Genomic DNA, 17736 nt, shown 5'->3' with positions numbered 1-17736 from the left:
TGATTGTGACCACTGGGTTCTCTCAGATGAGTTTTCAGCATTCAGATATTCTGAGAAAAGGACGTGTATCTACTGTTGGTCAATCAACGGATGCTACGATCGATCAAATCAAGAGAGACCCATCTCGTGAGTAGCATAAAATCGTGATCGCTTATCACATTCTATCAGAATATACACCATAAGTAGAATGCAAATAGTACGTCCCGAGAGGTGAAACGTTACGGCGTGAATAAGGATTAAGTGGCATGCGAAATGACCGGTCTCTCACCACCAAAAGTTAGTGTTCGGAGTGCCGTTCTGGCACACCCGTGAAAAATTGCCCTCTCCATCAGAAGGGAAATAGTTCCTTGAAGTAAGAACTATATCCTGATAGCTCGAACAATAAGTATGGCTAATTCACCCACCGACGGACCACCTCCCTTCGAGGACGCGTTCAGCGGCGACGACGTCGAACAACAAATCTATGGAACGATTCTCCAAACACGCGAGCCAATGGCGGCGAGTGCAATCGCAGATCAAATCGACTGTGATCCGAAAACTGCCCGGAAATACCTCAACTGGTTTGCGGATCTCGGGATCGTCACCCAGCACGACGGCCATCCGACCACCTACGAGCGCAATGACGCCTATTTCGAGTGGCGACGCATCAATCAGCTCGCGGCACGTCATTCGGTTGAGGAACTCCAGCAGCGCGTGCGTACGTTGACGACAACGATCAAAAGTTATGAAGACGAGTATGACGCCGCGACCCCGGCAGACGTTGATGCACTAGCCGTTGTCGAGGCAACCGTTGATCGATCGATCGATGACGTGTACAGTGATCTCGCCGACTGGATGACTGCTCGCGAAGAGAGAACACGCTATGAACGAGCACGCCAGCAACGTGCGGGTACCGCCGACCACGAACAAGCTTCAGGATAGCAATGGTACCGCCAACTGGCGATGGGGGCAGTCCTGCGCCCATCGACCGACCAATCCTTGAGTTTCTACAGACGAGACTCATCGCCACACAGCAAGTCGAACAGGCAGTCATCACTGACGTGAACGGCCATCTTGAGCTTCGCGTTACATTCGCCCAGCCGTATTATCCAGTGTTGGTGGATGAGGCGACGCTCGCTGTCCGATGGTACACGAACGACGACTTCAAAATTCACTATCGAGAAGTGCACGCCGATAGCGCCTGGGAGTGTCGCTGGGATCGCCATCGGAACCCGCACAATTCGCGAGATCATTTTCACCCACCACCCACTGCTCCGACGCTTGGCGAGGATGCATCGTGGCCCACCTATCATCGCGATGTCCTAACGCTCGTTCTCGACGAAATCGAACAGCGGATTACGACACTGTGGGGCGAATAGGCATTTAGCCCGTCGTCAACGGATAGGTTGTGCAAATACGGCAGCTTAGCATCGGACGATACGGATACGCCTCTAAGCAAAGCCCCAGAGAGTGACTTCCATCGCAGGTTCAGACACAATCGACGACACCGCAGACAAACCGATGAGTGAGATTCACAGAAAGCCCTCGGCCGTTCGGCATCCCGCGACCACGCGAGATGCAGTCTCGCTGGCCCACGTTCGCTCCGGAAGACGAACGAAGTGAGTCTTCCGTGCTCCCACTCGTTTCACTCGCGTTTTGTATTATTCGCGGGTGCCAATTGCGTAGATCCGACCATCAGCGACCCCGACGTAGCACATCCCGTGTGCCAGGGCGACTTCTGTGTCCATGATGTAGCCCGCCATCCCGATGTCTGGGACCGTAATCTCAATCGTCCACGCAGGGCTGTCACTCGTCTCGTAGGCAACAACCGAGTCATTCTGTGGGACGACCACACCACCGTCACCGACAGCGGGGGGTTGATTGTCCTCCTTCTCGGCTGATCGCCAGCGAATCGACCCGTCTGCAATATCGATTGCAACGAGCCCTCCGTGATACGTCTGTACGTACGCAGTGTCCGCCGTGACTGCTGGTGAGGGAATCGCGTTGCCGTCGTCTTCGTCGCCGATGGTCGTCCGCCACAGAACGGTACCATTGGCGGTATCAGCTGCGACGAGTTCCCCAGCGAGACCCGGGACGTACAGACGCCCGTCGGCTACCGTGGGGGTGGCCTGAATGTCCGGACAACACTCAACTGGTGTGGCGATCTGTTTGCTCCACCGTTGCTCACCAGTGGTCGCATCAAGCGCCGCGATACGCCCGTCGGTTAACCCGACATAGACACCGTCGCGGTCCGCACAAGTCGCCGTGTAGCACTCCCCATCGATGGATGTTCGCCACTGTTGGGTGCCATCGAGCGAATAGGCGTACACAGCGTTCTCCTCGTTGCGCGTTGCTAGGTAACACGTTCCGTCCACAACTGCTGGCGAGCCAGTCACGTCCGGTAGCGTGTCGGTCCACTGGATCGCACCATTCTGTGTGAGAGCCGTCAGGGTTGCCTGGTCGTAGTTTGGGCTTCGGGTTACAGCAAGTAGTCTGTCACCAGCCAGTGCGAGCCCCACAGTTCGACCCGTGTCGAGATGTTTATCGAGTTGCTGGTCGCCCGTTTTCGCATCGAACCCAGCAAGATAGGCGTCTGGGTTGTTAGCGTCGTTTGATGATTCGGTATAGCCGATATAGACACGATTCGGACCGACAATTGGTGGCGTCGCTCCGTGAGGGTCCGTGCCTGGACGGCGAAGCCACGCGACGCCAACATCTCCGTGGGGGAGTGTCGACGCAGCAGAGCTGGTTCGTCCCCCGTCATGGCCTTCAACTACCCAGCGACCGTCTGGGACGTAGCTCGCTTTGTATGCGTCGTGTGTGAACGGCTTGGGAATGCCCTTCCCGTTCGAAAGTCCTGGGATCGTCGGAGCGATACATCCGCTCACACTCACTATCCCACCCCCAATCGTCATCTGTCGAAGGAGGGAGCGACGCGTCAGTGGAGCCATGCTAGGTGTCGACACGGCCATGGCATACGTTTTCTGGTGGACCAATAGCTGCTAGCCGGTTCAGTATCACCTCGAAAGCCCCCGCACGCTCGTCGAGCGCATCGGCCCCTTTCAATCCCACCCGGAGGGGATAATCGAGATTTGGTGCTCACTGTTTTACTGGTGATTCGTGAACGGCACTCCCCGCTCGCCGCTGCCACCCGCCGTTTACTCACTATTCACATCGGGATACAACCGCAGAGAGTGCCTCGCTTCGCCCAGGAGTGACCGAATCTGAATTCAATCCCCTCGTCGCAGTAACCCCAGGTTGAAGAAGAATCGGAATTGACAGTATTGGTTAGTTACATTGCGAGCCCATGGGGTTTGTCGCCGAATTTGAGATCACCTGCCAAGAGTTACCATTCGTTGAAGTCGCGGCAACTGTCCCCGACGCGACGCTTGAGGTCAAGCTACAGCCCAGCGAGAACTGGTACACTGCATTCGTCGTCGACGTAGTCGATGGCGCGGCCGAGTCGGTCGAACTGGCGCTTGAGTCGGCGTTATTCGTCGGTGATTTCACATGCCTCCAGCGTCCTGACGGGAGACCTCGGTATCGAGTCGAGCCTGCGGTCGGAATGGAAGAACAATTCTCGGGGTCTGTAGACGACGTTGCTGGGCTTCAGTCACTTGCAGCCACCGACGCGTCTATCGAGTCGATCCGTGTGACCTCAACGGGTTGGATTCAGAGCGGCTGGTTTGCTGACCTTGCGGCTCTTGATGAGTTCCGTTTATTCTGGCAGCACAATGGGGTGTTTACGCTTCGCCGGTTGGTTAACGATGGGCGGGATGCGACACTGGACGAAGGGCTGACCGATCCGCAGCGCGAGGCGTTCCAGACCGCGTACAGGATGGGCTACTTTGAGGTCCCACGGTCGGCATCGCAAGCCGACGTTGCCGCGGCGCTTGGTATCACTGCGTCATCGCTCTCTGAACGACTGCGGCGCGCACAAGTATACTTTGCTGAGACGACTCTCGCCCAAGCCTCGCTCTCGGAACAGTAAGCGGGCGTCATCGCTGTCGAACACTTAAACGGCCGTCTCACTGAGAGACAGTTTCAGCCGGTAGTGGAGTCAAGTCTGGGACGTCAATGCAGACAGTTGTTTCGCCCGATGGCACACGTATCGCGTACGAAACGCACGGCGATGGATGCCCGCTGATACTGTTGCACGGCGGTGGCACACGGCGATACTGGGATCCGGTCGTTCCCTATTTCGACGACTACACGGTTGTCGTTCCCGACCGACGTGGGCGCGGAGACAGTGGCGACAGTGAAGAGTACAGTCTCGATTGCGAGGTTGAGGACGTCTGTGCAGTCGTCGACGCGGTTGACAGCGAGCCGGTTCTCTTCGGACACTCGTTCGGCGGCCTACGAGCACTCGAAGCTGCTCAAAGAGGGTCGATCAGTGCGGTGGTCGCGTACGAGCCTGCAGTTCTCGTCGGTGACTATCGCGAACAGGCAGACCTCGTGACCCGAATGCAGGAACGTCTCGATGCTGGTGATCGTCGCGGGGCAATGCGACAGCATCTTCGCGAGGTTCTGCATGGGGACATCAATGACGATGCGTTCGAGCGGTGGCTCGCCGAGTGGCCTGCATGGCCCGACTATACTCGGTTTGTCGAGAGTGCTCTCCGCATGAACCAGGTAATCGAAGCGTACGAGCTGCCGGGGACGCTTGATATCGACGCTCCAGTGCTCTTGATGACCGGGAGTAATGGACCATCGCATCTTCGGGACAGTGTTCGTGCGGTCGACACTGCGGTTACCGACAGCCAGTTTGTCGAGTTCGAGAATTTGGGGCACAACGGTCCTGTGAGTGATCCGGAGCGTGTTTCGGATGCTGTTCGTGAATTCCTTCGACGAGTGAGAACAGACAGTTAGGGCGGACGGTCGTTCCTAATGTGTGACTCTGGCGCTTGCGCGTACTCGGTTTTACTGCACTGCGCTGTGACCAGTCCACAGTCTTGCAAGCCCTTACCCTTGTAGTCCGCTAAGGGTCAGTTCATTCGTTAGCGTTGCAATCAGATGGGCGGGTGCTAGGTGAGCGATAGCTCGCCCGAAGTTTGAAGGTAAACAGTTACGTCCAATGGGCATCACTGCTTACTGCTCGACAGAGTGAACTAGGTGGTAGTTGGATTTGATCTCGCTAATAGAAATACCTTGCAAGAAAAACCTCTATAACAAGGACATACAATAGATGGAGCAAGATGTATTGATGGAATCAGAGCCAACGATAAATGAGCGCTTACAGACCCTCGAGCGACGGTGGAAGTCGATTACTGATGCTCCAGAGCAACCGCGTTCGCTGATGAATGTCGTCGAATATGGGCTCGGGAAACAGCGTCGAGCAGAAGTCTACGTGAACCGACTCCTACGATACCTCCTCGATTCAAATGAACCACACGGAATGGGGACTGATTTTCTCAGAGCGTTTCTCGAGGGACTCCCAGCAGAGTGTGACTTCCGAGAGGACCTCTACGAGCTATCGAATATAGAGGTCGACGAACAGGTGTCGGTGAAGACGCTCACCGCCACACCAAGAGAGACCGACACACAGGGATGGCTGGATCTACTGATTGAGGTTCCAAACGAGTGGTTCCTGCTCGTCGAACTGAAATTTTCGGCCGCTGAAACCGGGACAACCTTCTACTGCAAGGCGGACACAATTGATGGGCGGTGGAAAGACGAATACGAATCTGGCGAGTATTATCTGTACCTTCATCAGGACGGTAAACCCCAAGCATCGGGAGCATGTTTTACGAACTGGACGTGGGAGGAGTTTGTACAGGACGTGCTGAATCCCTTCGTGCTGCAGCACGGCCCACGATATCCGCAACGGACGGTAAACCAACTTCGCGAACTAGAGTACGATATCAAGGAGATCACAGGCATGTCTGATCACGAGCAATCCGAACAGGAAAAAGCAGACCTCTACATCGAATATTACGACGCTGTCAGCGACATCAGTGACGCCTTCGAGAATCGATGGGAAGCATTCGCGAACGAATGGCAATCACGGTTGATCGACCGAATTGGTAACGAGGAGCTCATGAATGACTGGGTGTTCTACGAACATGATTCCGATTGGGCGTTCATTTTCAAGACCGAGTGGTGGCGGCGTGGGGATACATTCGAGCCAGTTGCAGAACCGATTGAATCAAGATGGGTCCGGGTCGGCTTCCTCCATCGATTAGACCATCATCGAGACCTTGCTCTCGGTGAGCACACATTGAAATTCCAGTTTCGGAATACCCCGCCAAACCGATATCTAGAAAATGAGGAGACGGACTTTCGGGATGCATTCGTCGAAAACTTCGAAGCACGTCGCGAGGAGATCATGGCAGCGCTCCCTGCTCGTGCAACACTCACTGGCAACATGCACAATCAGATTGAGGCGACGTATGATATTCCAGTTGCTGATTCTTCTGACTTCTTCACTGCGTACATCACAGCGTTATACACTGCATTTACCGAGCATGTGATCGAGAATCCCGCCCTCGTATCGACGATCGACGCGATTTATCAAGAAACTTTAGAGGAATTTCGATGATAGTATACTGCGGTTGCTGATCACCGGTTATGGTATCGGACGTCTCTATCTCTTGATGTAGACATTGGATCATCTGTTTCCGGCCAACTTCGCGGTTCACAAGCCGGACAAGGGAATGTCAACCGTGGTAAGTCTCATATTCCCTGAAAGCCCTCGGCCGTTTGGCATCCCGCGACCACGTGAGACTGCGTCTCACTAGTCTTCGCATCGCTCGCGACCGATCAGTCTATATGGGATAGTGGTACGCCAAGTATGCTCCCTTGGAATCAGCGGTAGTCTGAAGTACATGGATTTCGGACTATTAGCTATGACTCAGACACCCAATCCCGGTCGTACCCTCCCAGATGGAGGCATTGACACGCTCGACCCACCTATCGACGCGTTGAACGAGGAAACGCTTGCCCCAGAGACACTCGCACAGAACGCACCCGGCTTAGAAACCGTCGTCGAGCTTCTCAATCACCCAGCACTCACCCGAGTCTACGTGTACATTTGCTACTGGGGACCCGTGTCGCCACCGGAGGTGATGGACGGACTCGAGCTGTCCAAATCGACGACGTACGAATACGTCGACCGGCTCGTCGCACTCGGTCTCGTGAAGCGTGATGACTCAACCCGTCCTCAGCAGTTGACTGCCGATCCGATTGTGCTTATTGAGCAGCACCTCCCGATCATCATTACGCCGACTGTGCTGCATGCTTTTGCGCTGCAGGAAGTCGACGAAGATGTCGAATATTTTGTTGATCGATATGGGATCGGCAAACTCGTCGCGGCGCTGCGCGGTGCTGGTCTGCACTTCGCGGGGAAAACAACACAGCGGATGATTGGGAGTGATATCGATGTCCGTGAGACGGAAGCGATGTGCATCGTGTATGCTCTCGCCCCTGCGCTCGCCGTCGGCCGTGATCACGATCCCTACTTCGACTATCTGTTTCCAGATGTCCATGATGAGATGGATCTCCCTGCTCTTGAGGACATGGAGACGATGCCGGTTGAACCGCCACTGGGCGACGAGTGATCAGGACAAATGGATCAAGATACGCCGCTGTCCCCAGAGACGGACGTCCTCGTCGACGCGAACATCTTTATGGCGATTGGGCATCCGACAAACCAGCGGTACAAACGATTCCGACGAGCGGTGCAGGCCGCTGGCGTCGTACTCAAACTGCCTCACCGCGTTATCGGTGAGATCGGTGGCCCAGAGACAGATCGTGTCCGTATCGCCCTTGACGAGGGCTGGGCCGAAGTCATCGACGCCCCAGCACCAACGGACGGAGATGCCATCGCAGCGAGCGATATCGCCAGACGAACGATCGCGAATGAGACTGCCCGACCCGAACACGAGATCGAAAAGGCGGCTGCGATTCTTGCAGGATTAGCCATTCAATACCTTCGAGACCGGTCGACTGCTGGTTTTATCGACGATAAGCCAGCCAGAAAGGGTGTTGAACGGGCGGTTAGCGCATAAGGGTACACAGATGCGATTTCAGTGTACGGGGTCACAGATATAATCGGCGATGCTCCCGGCGATTCACTGCGGTTAATTTGAGTAACTGTTGTAAGGGGGATACTGGCACCGAGACACCGTTCTCGATGTGAATTCAGTGGTCCGTCAACCGTGGACTGATGGATTCAAAGTTCTACGCTCTGATGCCCGATAGCAGATAGTTCCCTTACGGTGTGAGCTACAGAGCGCTCATTCATCATGTGACGATAGGAAGTTCAACGCCACTGTCTCTGACTACTCGCCCATGGGCTCAGATGTGGAAGCTCCGTTTCCGCCCGAGTCCCCTCCGGCGCCACCGCGCTGGCCGAGTTCCTGATCAACCATCAGGAGGCCGGGACCGTCGTCACCGACGTGCTTGAGTTTATCCAGAACGGCCTGTGCTGTCGCCTCCTCCTCGACCTGCTCCGCAACGAACCACTGGAGCATGTTCTCGGTCGCGTTGTCGTTCTCTTCACGGGCGAGTGCGACGAGGTCGTTGATCATCTCGGTTATTTCGACCTCGTGTTCGTAGGCTGCCTCGAAGGCGTCAGACGGACCGGACCATTCCCTTGGCGGACTGTCAATAGTATCCAGAGTAACCCGTCCGTCGCGCTCGATGACGAAGTCATAAATTCGCATCGCGTGAGCACTCTCCTCGTCGGCCTGGGCCCGCATCCACGACGCGAACCCGGGCAGACCTTCATCCTCGTAGTAGGCCGCCATCGAGAGGTACAAGTACTCCGAGTAGAGCTCAGCGTTGATCTGTTCGTTCAATGCCTCCTCGAGCGAATCTTTGAGCATAACTTCTAGGTTAACGCTCGGCCATGGCATCATTGTTGGGGTCATCGAAGCCCAACCTTATTCGAAGTCAATGACAGGAAGGTGATTGGTATGTGCAGTACTGGAGATACTGACTACATCCTCTACATCTTGCACGGTGATTCTGTCATATTATTAGTCGATTCTTTGGCATATAGAATACGGACCAATCAATCGACAGTTGAAGCATCACTAACTGTATAGGAGATCGGGTTTGGGGAACAATTTGTCTGCATATCGGGCGACAGGCGAGGGGTTAGGAGCCGGCAGTCATCGAATGAAAATTTCACGAGTGGCAGGGATTCTGGTCGCAACCATCAGCCTTGGTGCCGGTGGCCTGGCTGTAAGCGGCGTTATGACTCCAGACGATCTTTCTGATAGTGCTCCCCTCGGAGGGAGATCTTCGCGGCAGTCATATTCTAAGTCGGGATGAAATACGGTGAACACCGGTTTCCAGTCATCTCTAGTGCAATCGTCCCGCATACAGATTGGCAAAGCGGGGTTTGCCGCATAGCTCTTCGAATATTTGTCTTCGTGAAGAAACAGAAAGGGTTTGCCAGCACTCCGAGAATCGAGTACACAGACTGTGAATGACCGACCAACTATAGGAAGTTTTCACCACGAGACGCTCGGTCTGCTCATCGGTTTTTTCGTGCTTTCGACAGCGGCCGCAGCCTATGAAATCGCCCCGGCGAGCGTTTTGCCAGTGATACAAGAATCACTCGAACTCAAGGCAAGTACAGCAGGGTGGCTTGTGAGCATTATGTACGCGACTGCGGTCGTCACCAGTGTTCCCGCTGGTATCGCCATCGACCGCTTTTCGGTGCGTCGAATGACCATCTTCGGCGCCGTCGCACTTGTTGTCGCGGGGGTCTGGGGCTGGTATGCGGCCACTGCCGGTGCGTTTCTCTGGCTGCTCGTCTCGCGTGTGCTTGGCGGTATCGCGTATGTCATCTTCTGGAACGCGGGTGCGAACGTCGTTGGAAGCGCCGTTGCACCGCGCCACCGGGCGACCGCAGTCGGCGTGTTTACCGCAAGCGCACCTGTTGGATTCGCGCTCGGCCAGTTCGGCAGTCCCCTCATCGCTACCGTTGCTGGGTGGCCTGCAATCCTTCCACTGTATGCCGCCATGGGCGTCGTCGGTGTCACTATTTTCTTGCTCGCGACCCGTCATCACGTTCCCGGGGTTGATGCGTCTGCGCCGGATCGTACAGCACTGCGCGAATTGTTCACTAATCAGGCGGTCTGGATCGTCTGTGTGCTCTGTTTTCTCGCCTACTCACTGTATCTCTTTGTTAACACGTGGTTGCCGAGTTATCTAGTCAACGAGTTTGACATCTCGCTAGCGGCGAGCGGCCTGCTGACCGCGCTGTTCCCGGCGATTGGAGCGATTGGACGGTCAAGCAGTGGTGTCGTCTCTGACCGCGTTTTCGGCGGGAAACGTCGCCCCGTTGTCGTATTGTCGTTCGTCGTTGCTACACCCGCCGTCGTCGCCTTCGCGTTTGTCTCGCAGCTCGGGCTCGTCAGCGGGGCGGTGGTCGTCGTCGGCTTCGCTATCCAGCTCGTTACTGGACTGCTCTTTTCGTACATCGCCGAACTCGTCCCGGCGGCGGTGCGGACCACAGCCGTTTCGTTGCTGACGAGCGTCGGTCTGTTGGGTGCGTTCGCTGCACCCATCGCTGCCGGCACGATTATCGACCGTGCAGGCTACGGCTCGGCGTTCCTCGTCGCCGGTGGAGTCGCCCTTATTGGTGTCCTCTTAGCGCTACGCGCACCCGTGCCCACCTAAGTACGTGTCTTTTGATAGTAGTTGATGGGGTTGGTCTGACGGCTACCAGAGTGGTTTCAGCAAGCTTGCTGAATGTAGAGTACATTAACCGGAGCACGATTGATCCCGCCCTCCGTGTCGCTTACGACCGATCAGTCAGGGCATGCAACCGAATAGAGATACTGTACTGGTGGTCTCTGGGGTTCTCGTGGCTCTGGTTGAGGATCAGATCTTTGGATAGGTTTGTCTATTTTCAGTGATTGGAAGGGTGAGAGCACCTTTTAGTACCGCCTGAGTACCTAATTCACTCAACTGTATTTCGGGAGTTTCAACAAGAATAGCATCACTAAGTCTCGCTCTGACAGGTTCGACTACGTGATCTGGATTGTTGAGTGCAACAGCACCCCCGATACTGATGACTGATGGATCATATGCATGAACGATATTCGCAATACCAGCAGTATTCAGATGTGCGAGACGATCAATAACACGGTCTGCAAACGCATCTGTTCCACCGTGTTCAAACAGATCCTCTGCAGTAAACTCGGGGGTTTCGATTGGGAGCCCTGTTTCGACGCGGTCTTTCTTATAAAGAGCGTTAGCGAAACGTGGGATACTATTCCCTGAGCAATACGCTTCCCAGTGGCCAGTTTTCCCACAACTGCATTCCATGAACCCATCAATATCTATTGTCGTATGCCCCATTTCCCCGGCATTACCACCTTGGCCCGAAAATGCCGTTCCGTTGGCTATTATTCCCACGCCAATTCCGGAAGAAATTGTGAGATAGACGAGATTGTCGACCGACGGGTAGTTATAGAACCGTTCACCAAGAGCACCCGCAACGGTATCATTACATAAGTGAACGTTATTAGTGTGTAAAAGCCGTGAAAGTGGCTCAACGAGTGGGATTGAATCAATCTCGGTCGAGATATTTGTTGGAATCTCAATCGAACGGGCAGTTGAATCCATTGTTCCCATTGATCCGATACCTGCCCCTGCGATGGCTGTCAAGGGAACGTCCGCATCATTACAGGCTTGTTTTACCACTTGTAAAACTGAATCTGTGATCGCTCTTCCCGTCGGTCCACCTGGGGTTGAGTCTCGTGCGCTGCCGATTATTGTCGCTGTTTCGTCACCGACAATAGCACGAACGTTGGTTGCACCCAGGTCGACGCCCACATAGTACATTACCGCTAGTCACAAATCCACACCACTTAATTATAGAATCACTAAGCAGTTCCTCGCTCATTCTTAAATGGTGTCCTGTTGGGAATTTTCCTTGAAGTTTAAGCTCTCTAGATGAGATTGATAGTCGATATAATGGGCATCTGTTCTACAAGTGATTCGCAAGTTCGAGTTTCTGGCAATGACCACCCTGTGAGTAACAAATACGGTTCGGGTGAAACGACAGCCAGTCCATCCGCGATTTGAGGACCCTCAATCATCAATGACGTAGATATCGAATACTTCCAATAAGGATCAAGGCGAGTGAGAGCAGTGACAAGACTAACTGCGGGATACCGAACCAGAACGGTGTCGCTGGGACAATCGCTCGAATGAGAACGAGGATCGATGAGAGAATCGGGATATCATTCCCCGGAGCAACGATTGATGACGTACCCGAACTGTATTGCGGTCCACCGACTGTTTCGCCCACGGGGAGTCGATCCGCTTCATACGGAATCCGTGGTGTTCTGGTACTCCACACGACTTCGCCATCGGAATTCACCTCGACGATTCGTCTGTTTAGTGTATCGGTGATGAGCGTATTTCCATTTGGCAGCCGATCAGCGTCACGTGGCCAATTAAATTCGACGCCACTAGCACTTCCCACCGTCCAAATAGGACGCCATTCCCCACTCTCGGTGCGGTGAAGTTCAACAATGCGGTCGTTGTCACTATCGGCAACGAGTACGGCACCATCTCCGATCCACTGTGGATTGTGTTGATGATTAAGCACGGAAGGGTCACCACAGCGAACATCGCCATCGTTATCATAATCAGCCAACTGCCCCGATCGTCGACAGCTTGCATCAGAGCTTGTTGATGTATCCTTGTTGATTACCTCGACAACACCTTTGCCTCGTTCAATGACCAATAATTGGTTTGTATTCCGAATCGAAATCAGATATCGACCATCACCAATGGCGTCGACATCGTTGATATGCAGCCAATCAGACTTTGTTGGATCACTTGGCGCGTCGTAGAATGAACGCCCGTCCCATTGCCATGTAACTGCGCCATTTTTTACCGTAAAGATGCGCTCGTGTTCCATATCGGTCATCAGATATTCCCCTGAAGCGAGACGCTCAACATCGTGGACCTCACTGTCCTTTTTGTCTCGAACTGGGAAACTATATTCCGAGATGACATGGGGGGTGGGTGTGGGATCAATCACACGAAACCCTGAGCGAGAACATGGAGATTCATACGGAGCACATTTTTGATATCCTCCATCCATAAACCCTGCCAATACTGTTCCGTTGCCCGTCTTCGTTACGTCGAAATAGCTACCTGCACTGGCTTCGCGCCACGTCACATTTCTCCCAGTCAAGAGATATACACTTCCATACTCGTGCCAACCAGGTCCACCACCTTGTGATCCCACCAAAGTTCGGCGGCTATCGCTATCACCGACGGAACCAATCTCTGGCGCAAGGACCCCACTGACCACTACAGTCAATACAAAAAGGATGACACCGATTACGACGAGCCAGGTACCTTGACGGCGAGGATTCATTATATTTCATACTCTGAGATGTTGCAAAGGGTTTGCGATCGCCAATAAGCGATACAAAACCTGCAGGCAATAAGCCGATACCGAGCCATCATGACGGAAACCGATCGAGAGCATACTGAGTCCGAGTTTCCAGCGGTGACCGCTTGGTGGGTCGCAGATGCGGTTGAGATGGGACGAAGGAAATTGAGTCCATGGGTCGTTATCTGGTGAATTGCAAAGCAATAGGTACCTCAGTTAGCAACCGTCGTTCATTTTCATCACAGATTTCAGTGTAATATTGAGTTGATTGTTGAGAGCCGTCGTCTCTTACACCATTTATACGTAATTAGTCGAAGGTAAGAGAATAGCAGCGTTTTCGGGCATCGGTAAATGAGAAACGTGAGTCGACGAGATCGTGGTTTTCGAGTCGCGTGAGTGCGTAGCGAACCGTGCGTGCTGGGAGCAGGGTTTCATCGGCAAGTTCAGATTGCGTGAGCCCATCGTCATTGTATTCGAGTACTTTCGCGACCAGTTTTGCACTTGGTGGAAGTTCGGAAAGCACGTCAGTCGGTGGGTTTGTTTCTGGATCGGTTGTGTCGTCTGGATCTTGTACACGTTGTTGCATTTGATGACAAATGTAGGTAGTAACTGAAGACACCGTTGATATGGCAGAGACGCCTGTCGGATTGGAACTGATTATTTCATTATTAATTTACCCTACACGTCACTACGATCTAGCTCAAATGAGAAAATATCCATATCCTAAACAGACGCTATTAGAAGAGAAATATCTCTAACGGACGAGAGGTGGATTAGATGATAAGATTACGTCTTAGGGTTCTTCAAGGCGATATTCTACTTCGACACTAACCGAAACTTCGATTGGGACCACTTTTAGGACTTCCCGAAGCACCTGTATCCATCGTCGATGCCTGACCGGCCCGCAAATGACGAGGAAGCGAGCCAGAGTCAGTCACGATCGAGTGCACACTACCGACGGTCAGATCCTCACCGGCGGCACCAGCAGTGGCGTTCTGTCGCGCTGTGTCGACTGCATCCGCAATTGTGGTCTGCTCAAGATCTCGTTGGGTTGCTGTTTGGAACCTAAATGCAACCTCGTTGATTTCCACGCCACTGTCGTCAACAACAGCCGTCAACACGCATCGGTAGCGCCACCTGCCGACTGGGATAATGAGAAGGAATCAAGACCGAGATTGGCGGCAGTTCTGACCTGACGACACCACCGTGAGAACGGTGCAACAAATTCGATTCAGTCCATCGGGTTCGACTAGAGAGGAATCTTCTTTGCACGCGAAATCCGGGCGGCATGGAGCTACTTGTGAAGAAATCGGCTTGGTGAATCGATCGAAGATAACACTATGAGTGATCAGAGTAATTCCTCGGAGATCGATGGACGCTGCCGAAGGAATTTATACTGGACTATCGCACCAAAACGTGCATCAATTCGACTCCAAAACAATCCGACCATATTGAGTAATCCCCCTTGATTTGTCCGTTTCCGATTCACGCTTCCGAAAGCCAAGGACTCATCACAACCAGTATGGGATGAGCGATGGAAGATCCAGTCAGAAGGGAGGACGGCGGCAGTTCGGGGTGCAACTCACAGACAGCCCCTCATGAAGGATGTCTCTGGGTGATGACGCCAGACAGTGTGGCTCTGTTATGGACTGTGTGAGTGCATGTAAACCAACGACCAGGAACATAAAGGAGGTACCGTAAGCACAAAATCTGATTTTAGTTTTGAGTTGGTGGTGGCAGCGTCTAACAAGATACTGTGAAGCAAGAAGAGTTGAACAACGAGAGCAAGATCGCCTCGAGAGTAGCACAAACAATACGATAAATATTAAACGAAATAAATGGCAGGAGGTACTTAATGAATTGTAGTCTGTATCGAACTAATACTGAGTACCACAATGACCATCGAAACGACCACTTGGTTTGGCTCTAGCGTAGAAGCTTCTGGCCCGAGTCTCTCATCCCAATACGCATTAGTCGCGTCTGAGACGATTGACACCGGAGCATCGCGTCCGGAGATTGTCACCGGCGTTGTCGATGTACTCATCGACGTGCTTGAGCCAGCAGCGGGTCAGACCACGTTCTCGCTGTACGAATATGTGAATCCAGATGCACTCGGAGACATCATCGAAGCAAGTGCGTCCAAAAAGAGTGACTCAAAAGTGCGATTCACGATCGAGGACTATCTTGTAACCGTTCGGAGCGACTACACTATCCTCATCTACGAATCGCTCGGAATACGTAGTGGTGCTAGCGAGAGATTCCGACAATAGATGTATTCGATCTCTATACATGGCTACTTCCGACAAATCCCCATCTAGCTCACGATACCGTGGATCTCGTGGAGGAGAACCGTCTACTTCTCCACGAGTTGTCAGGCTTATGATTTCTAGTTGAATGGACTACCTGACATTGGTTGGGATGTATGGATGTTTGTTAGTCACTTGCAAACCAGCAAAATTCTGGATTGGTGGTCTGATCGACCGAAGAAGTACACTATAGAACTCAGTAGTTCTGCTGGGAAATACTTGGACACAGAAGACCTGTGAGGTCTGCCCTCCAAGCGACCTCACGGTATGTCGGAGACGAGTTGGTCAGAGGCACTCCGACAGTAGTGATACGATATCGAAGTATGTTATTTATTTTTATGCCAGCAAAATACAGCCAACCTTGACAATGACCGAAAGACGAGCTTCTCACGTCGTTGTTGGCGTCTCAGGAAGGGCACCGTTAGAGTTCCCCCAAGTAGACTGGACGGTCTCATCGTCCTGCCTAGCAATATCTACCTGGGACGGAAGGATAACGAAACTCTCACGAGGCAACGAGTAGCTCTCAAAATGGAATCTTGATTTCGAAACCAATGACCTAGTCAGTTCGATAAAATGTCCGAAATCGCTAAACATGTAACAAGTACCCCATCATGAGCGCGAATTTGGATGTCCCGATTTGACGCGTGACGGGACTAACTTTGAATGACTACTCATGAGTACTGGCCACCGTGTTTGGGTCGAAGAGAAGAAACACCATCACCGATACCACAGGGAGTACATTTTGGAATGCCTGGTCCTCGGTATCCTTAATCAGGTCACGGAAGTGACTCGGCAGCTTCGAGAAGATCATCGTCCGTTCGCCATCGATACAACCGTCCTTCGTTCTCGAAGAGATCAAAAACTCCATCTTGCATCCACCCAAACGGATGCTCTTCATCATCATACTCGCGTTTGAGAACATAGCTTTTCGAGAAGTACTCGGTGGTACCGACGAGCAGCCCCTGTTCGACGAGGAAGTCGCTGGGATCTTTCTCAGCAACACCGACGAGGTATGTGACGAGGTCGGCGATAAGACAGAATTTCTGGATGCTGTTGTCCCACTCGCCGCGGATATCGACCATTCGGAACGCATAGGCGTCCTCCCGACGATTCAAACGATCGGTGACCAGGTTCAATCGTCGAATTGGCTCTCGATCGTAGTTTCCGAGAACGAAGTACGAGCGGTCGTTCTCGTACACGGGTGACAATTCACTTAGCGTGTGAATGATCTCTTCGTTGTCGGCCAGCGAGATCTCTTCTTGGTCGAGTTGTGACGTCGCGCTCATGAGAATGTCCTCTGGAATCGGCGACTCCTCGTCTGGCATACGGGACCTATATTACACAGGAGATAAAGAGTTTACTAAGTAATTTACCGAATAAAGAGGTTCAGTTTACTCTGGAGTAATTTACCTTAGAGTAAACTACTTGAGCCACCAGTTCGTAGCTAGTGATATGAGTACAGAGTTGGGAACTGGTGACGGTGCGGACAACCGCGAACTGGTACATTTTGTGACCCAACAGACTCGGTTTGCACTCCTCACCAATATCCTTCAACACCCACGACAACTCCCGTCAATGTACGAGCTCGAACAGCTTAACCCGAGTGTCAGCGACGCTACCGTGTACAAACACATCCAAAAGTTGATCGAGGCAGGTATCGTAAAGGAGGTTGCACTTTCCGACGACCAGCGCCGACAGGGATATCCCTGGAAATTCTATGGATTGACAGACGAGGGTCGCAAGTTCCTCAAGACACACAATCTCCTCGCCGCTGAAGAGACCCTGCAACGCATCTACGAAACGATCTCTGACAAATCTGAGAAGATGGTTAAATACGAAAATGCGCCACGGCCAGAGTGAGCTCGGCCACCGATCCCATCCTCGAACGTTGTTGACAGCCAGTCAGTGATTCGATGTCAAAGCACGTATTCTGTGGCAAACGATTGAGAGAATTGTTGTCGATGAACGTGATCTGATTCCTCTGGTACGTATCGATTTGCTTGGCACTGTCTAGTTTAGCTCCTCCTCAACAGGTGTTCGATTGTCGAGCGATTGATGCGGTCGCTGATGATTATAGTA

15 protein-coding genes and 1 pseudogene are annotated in these 17736 nt (G+C 52.9%); 10 read left to right on the top strand and 6 right to left on the bottom strand.

What is annotated here, in order from left to right; translation table 11 throughout:
- The first annotated feature begins 387 nt into the window (after window positions 1-387).
- Both AC1XDK_RS28980 and AC1XDK_RS28975 read left to right on the top strand, forming a co-directional pair.
- Entirely contained in the window at window positions 388-921 is a 534-nt protein-coding gene (locus tag AC1XDK_RS28980) for a DUF7342 family protein (RefSeq protein ID WP_483353496.1), read from the top strand.
- A gap of 2 nt (window positions 922-923) precedes the next feature.
- Window positions 924-1358: a toxin-antitoxin system TumE family protein gene (locus AC1XDK_RS28975; RefSeq protein WP_483353495.1), complete on the top strand. Its 435-nt coding sequence runs from the start codon at window positions 924-926 to the stop codon at window positions 1356-1358.
- Between the two features lie 282 nt (window positions 1359-1640).
- Here AC1XDK_RS28975 and AC1XDK_RS28970 read toward each other — a convergent pair whose 3' ends face one another.
- Complete coding sequence (locus AC1XDK_RS28970) at window positions 1641-2930, bottom strand: PQQ-binding-like beta-propeller repeat protein (RefSeq protein ID WP_483353494.1); 1290 nt, start codon at window positions 2928-2930, stop codon at window positions 1641-1643.
- 356 nt (window positions 2931-3286) lie between these two features.
- Here AC1XDK_RS28970 and AC1XDK_RS28965 point away from each other — a divergent pair, with 356 nt between their 5' ends.
- The 5 genes and pseudogenes from AC1XDK_RS28965 to AC1XDK_RS28945 all read left to right on the top strand — a co-directional run bounded on the left by AC1XDK_RS28965 (window position 3287) and on the right by AC1XDK_RS28945 (window position 8066).
- Entirely contained in the window at window positions 3287-3970 is a 684-nt protein-coding gene (locus AC1XDK_RS28965; protein ID WP_483353493.1) for a helix-turn-helix domain-containing protein, read from the top strand.
- Window positions 3971-4056: 86 nt separating this feature from the next.
- Complete coding sequence (locus AC1XDK_RS28960; RefSeq protein ID WP_483353492.1) at window positions 4057-4848, top strand: alpha/beta fold hydrolase; 792 nt, start codon at window positions 4057-4059, stop codon at window positions 4846-4848.
- Between the two features lie 427 nt (window positions 4849-5275).
- The gene (locus AC1XDK_RS28955; protein ID WP_483353491.1) at window positions 5276-6517 is read left to right on the top strand and encodes a PD-(D/E)XK nuclease family protein; all 1242 of its coding nucleotides are present in this window, start codon (window positions 5276-5278) and stop codon (window positions 6515-6517) included.
- 286 nt (window positions 6518-6803) lie between these two features.
- Window positions 6804-7535: a DUF7437 domain-containing protein gene (locus AC1XDK_RS28950; RefSeq protein WP_483353490.1), complete on the top strand. Its 732-nt coding sequence runs from the start codon at window positions 6804-6806 to the stop codon at window positions 7533-7535.
- Window positions 7536-7544: 9 nt separating this feature from the next.
- Window positions 7545-8066, top strand: a pseudogene (locus tag AC1XDK_RS28945) (PIN domain-containing protein).
- A 192-nt stretch (window positions 8067-8258) separates the two neighbouring features.
- On the opposite strand, the gene AC1XDK_RS28940 reads toward AC1XDK_RS28945, so the two are convergent.
- On the bottom strand, window positions 8259-8804 hold the full coding sequence (locus AC1XDK_RS28940) for a ferritin (protein ID WP_483353489.1): 546 nt from the start codon (window positions 8802-8804) through the stop codon (window positions 8259-8261).
- Window positions 8805-9408: 604 nt separating this feature from the next.
- Between AC1XDK_RS28940 and AC1XDK_RS28935 the strand changes: the two genes are divergently transcribed.
- Window positions 9409-10611 (top strand): MFS transporter, encoded by a 1203-nt coding sequence (locus AC1XDK_RS28935; RefSeq protein ID WP_483353488.1) that lies wholly within the window; start codon window positions 9409-9411, stop codon window positions 10609-10611.
- Between the two features lie 204 nt (window positions 10612-10815).
- On the opposite strand, the gene AC1XDK_RS28930 is transcribed toward AC1XDK_RS28935, so the two are convergent.
- From AC1XDK_RS28930 to AC1XDK_RS28920, 3 genes are all read right to left on the bottom strand, one after another.
- On the bottom strand, window positions 10816-11781 hold the full coding sequence (locus AC1XDK_RS28930) for an ROK family protein (RefSeq protein WP_483353487.1): 966 nt from the start codon (window positions 11779-11781) through the stop codon (window positions 10816-10818).
- Window positions 11782-12037: 256 nt separating this feature from the next.
- A complete protein-coding gene (locus AC1XDK_RS28925; RefSeq protein ID WP_483353486.1) occupies window positions 12038-13333 on the bottom strand; it encodes an arylsulfotransferase family protein in 1296 nt (431 codons plus the stop codon).
- A 325-nt stretch (window positions 13334-13658) separates the two neighbouring features.
- Window positions 13659-13937: a winged helix-turn-helix domain-containing protein gene (locus AC1XDK_RS28920; protein ID WP_483353518.1), complete on the bottom strand. Its 279-nt coding sequence runs from the start codon at window positions 13935-13937 to the stop codon at window positions 13659-13661.
- Window positions 13938-15246: 1309 nt separating this feature from the next.
- Between AC1XDK_RS28920 and AC1XDK_RS28915 the strand changes: the two genes are divergently transcribed.
- Window positions 15247-15621: a HalOD1 output domain-containing protein gene (locus tag AC1XDK_RS28915; RefSeq protein WP_483353485.1), complete on the top strand. Its 375-nt coding sequence runs from the start codon at window positions 15247-15249 to the stop codon at window positions 15619-15621.
- Window positions 15622-16433: 812 nt separating this feature from the next.
- On the opposite strand, the gene AC1XDK_RS28910 is transcribed toward AC1XDK_RS28915, so the two are convergent.
- Window positions 16434-16982, bottom strand: coding sequence for a DUF8170 family protein (locus AC1XDK_RS28910; protein ID WP_483353484.1), 549 nt, complete (start codon window positions 16980-16982; stop codon window positions 16434-16436).
- A 127-nt stretch (window positions 16983-17109) separates the two neighbouring features.
- On the opposite strand from AC1XDK_RS28910, the gene AC1XDK_RS28905 reads away from it, so the two are divergent.
- Complete coding sequence (locus tag AC1XDK_RS28905) at window positions 17110-17517, top strand: PadR family transcriptional regulator (protein WP_483353483.1); 408 nt, start codon at window positions 17110-17112, stop codon at window positions 17515-17517.
- Window positions 17518-17736 lie beyond the last annotated feature (219 nt).

Source organism: Haladaptatus sp. HS23, assembly GCF_056892285.1.
Note: the sequence above shows the minus strand (reverse complement) of the source record. Positions and strands in the feature narration are given on the sequence as shown.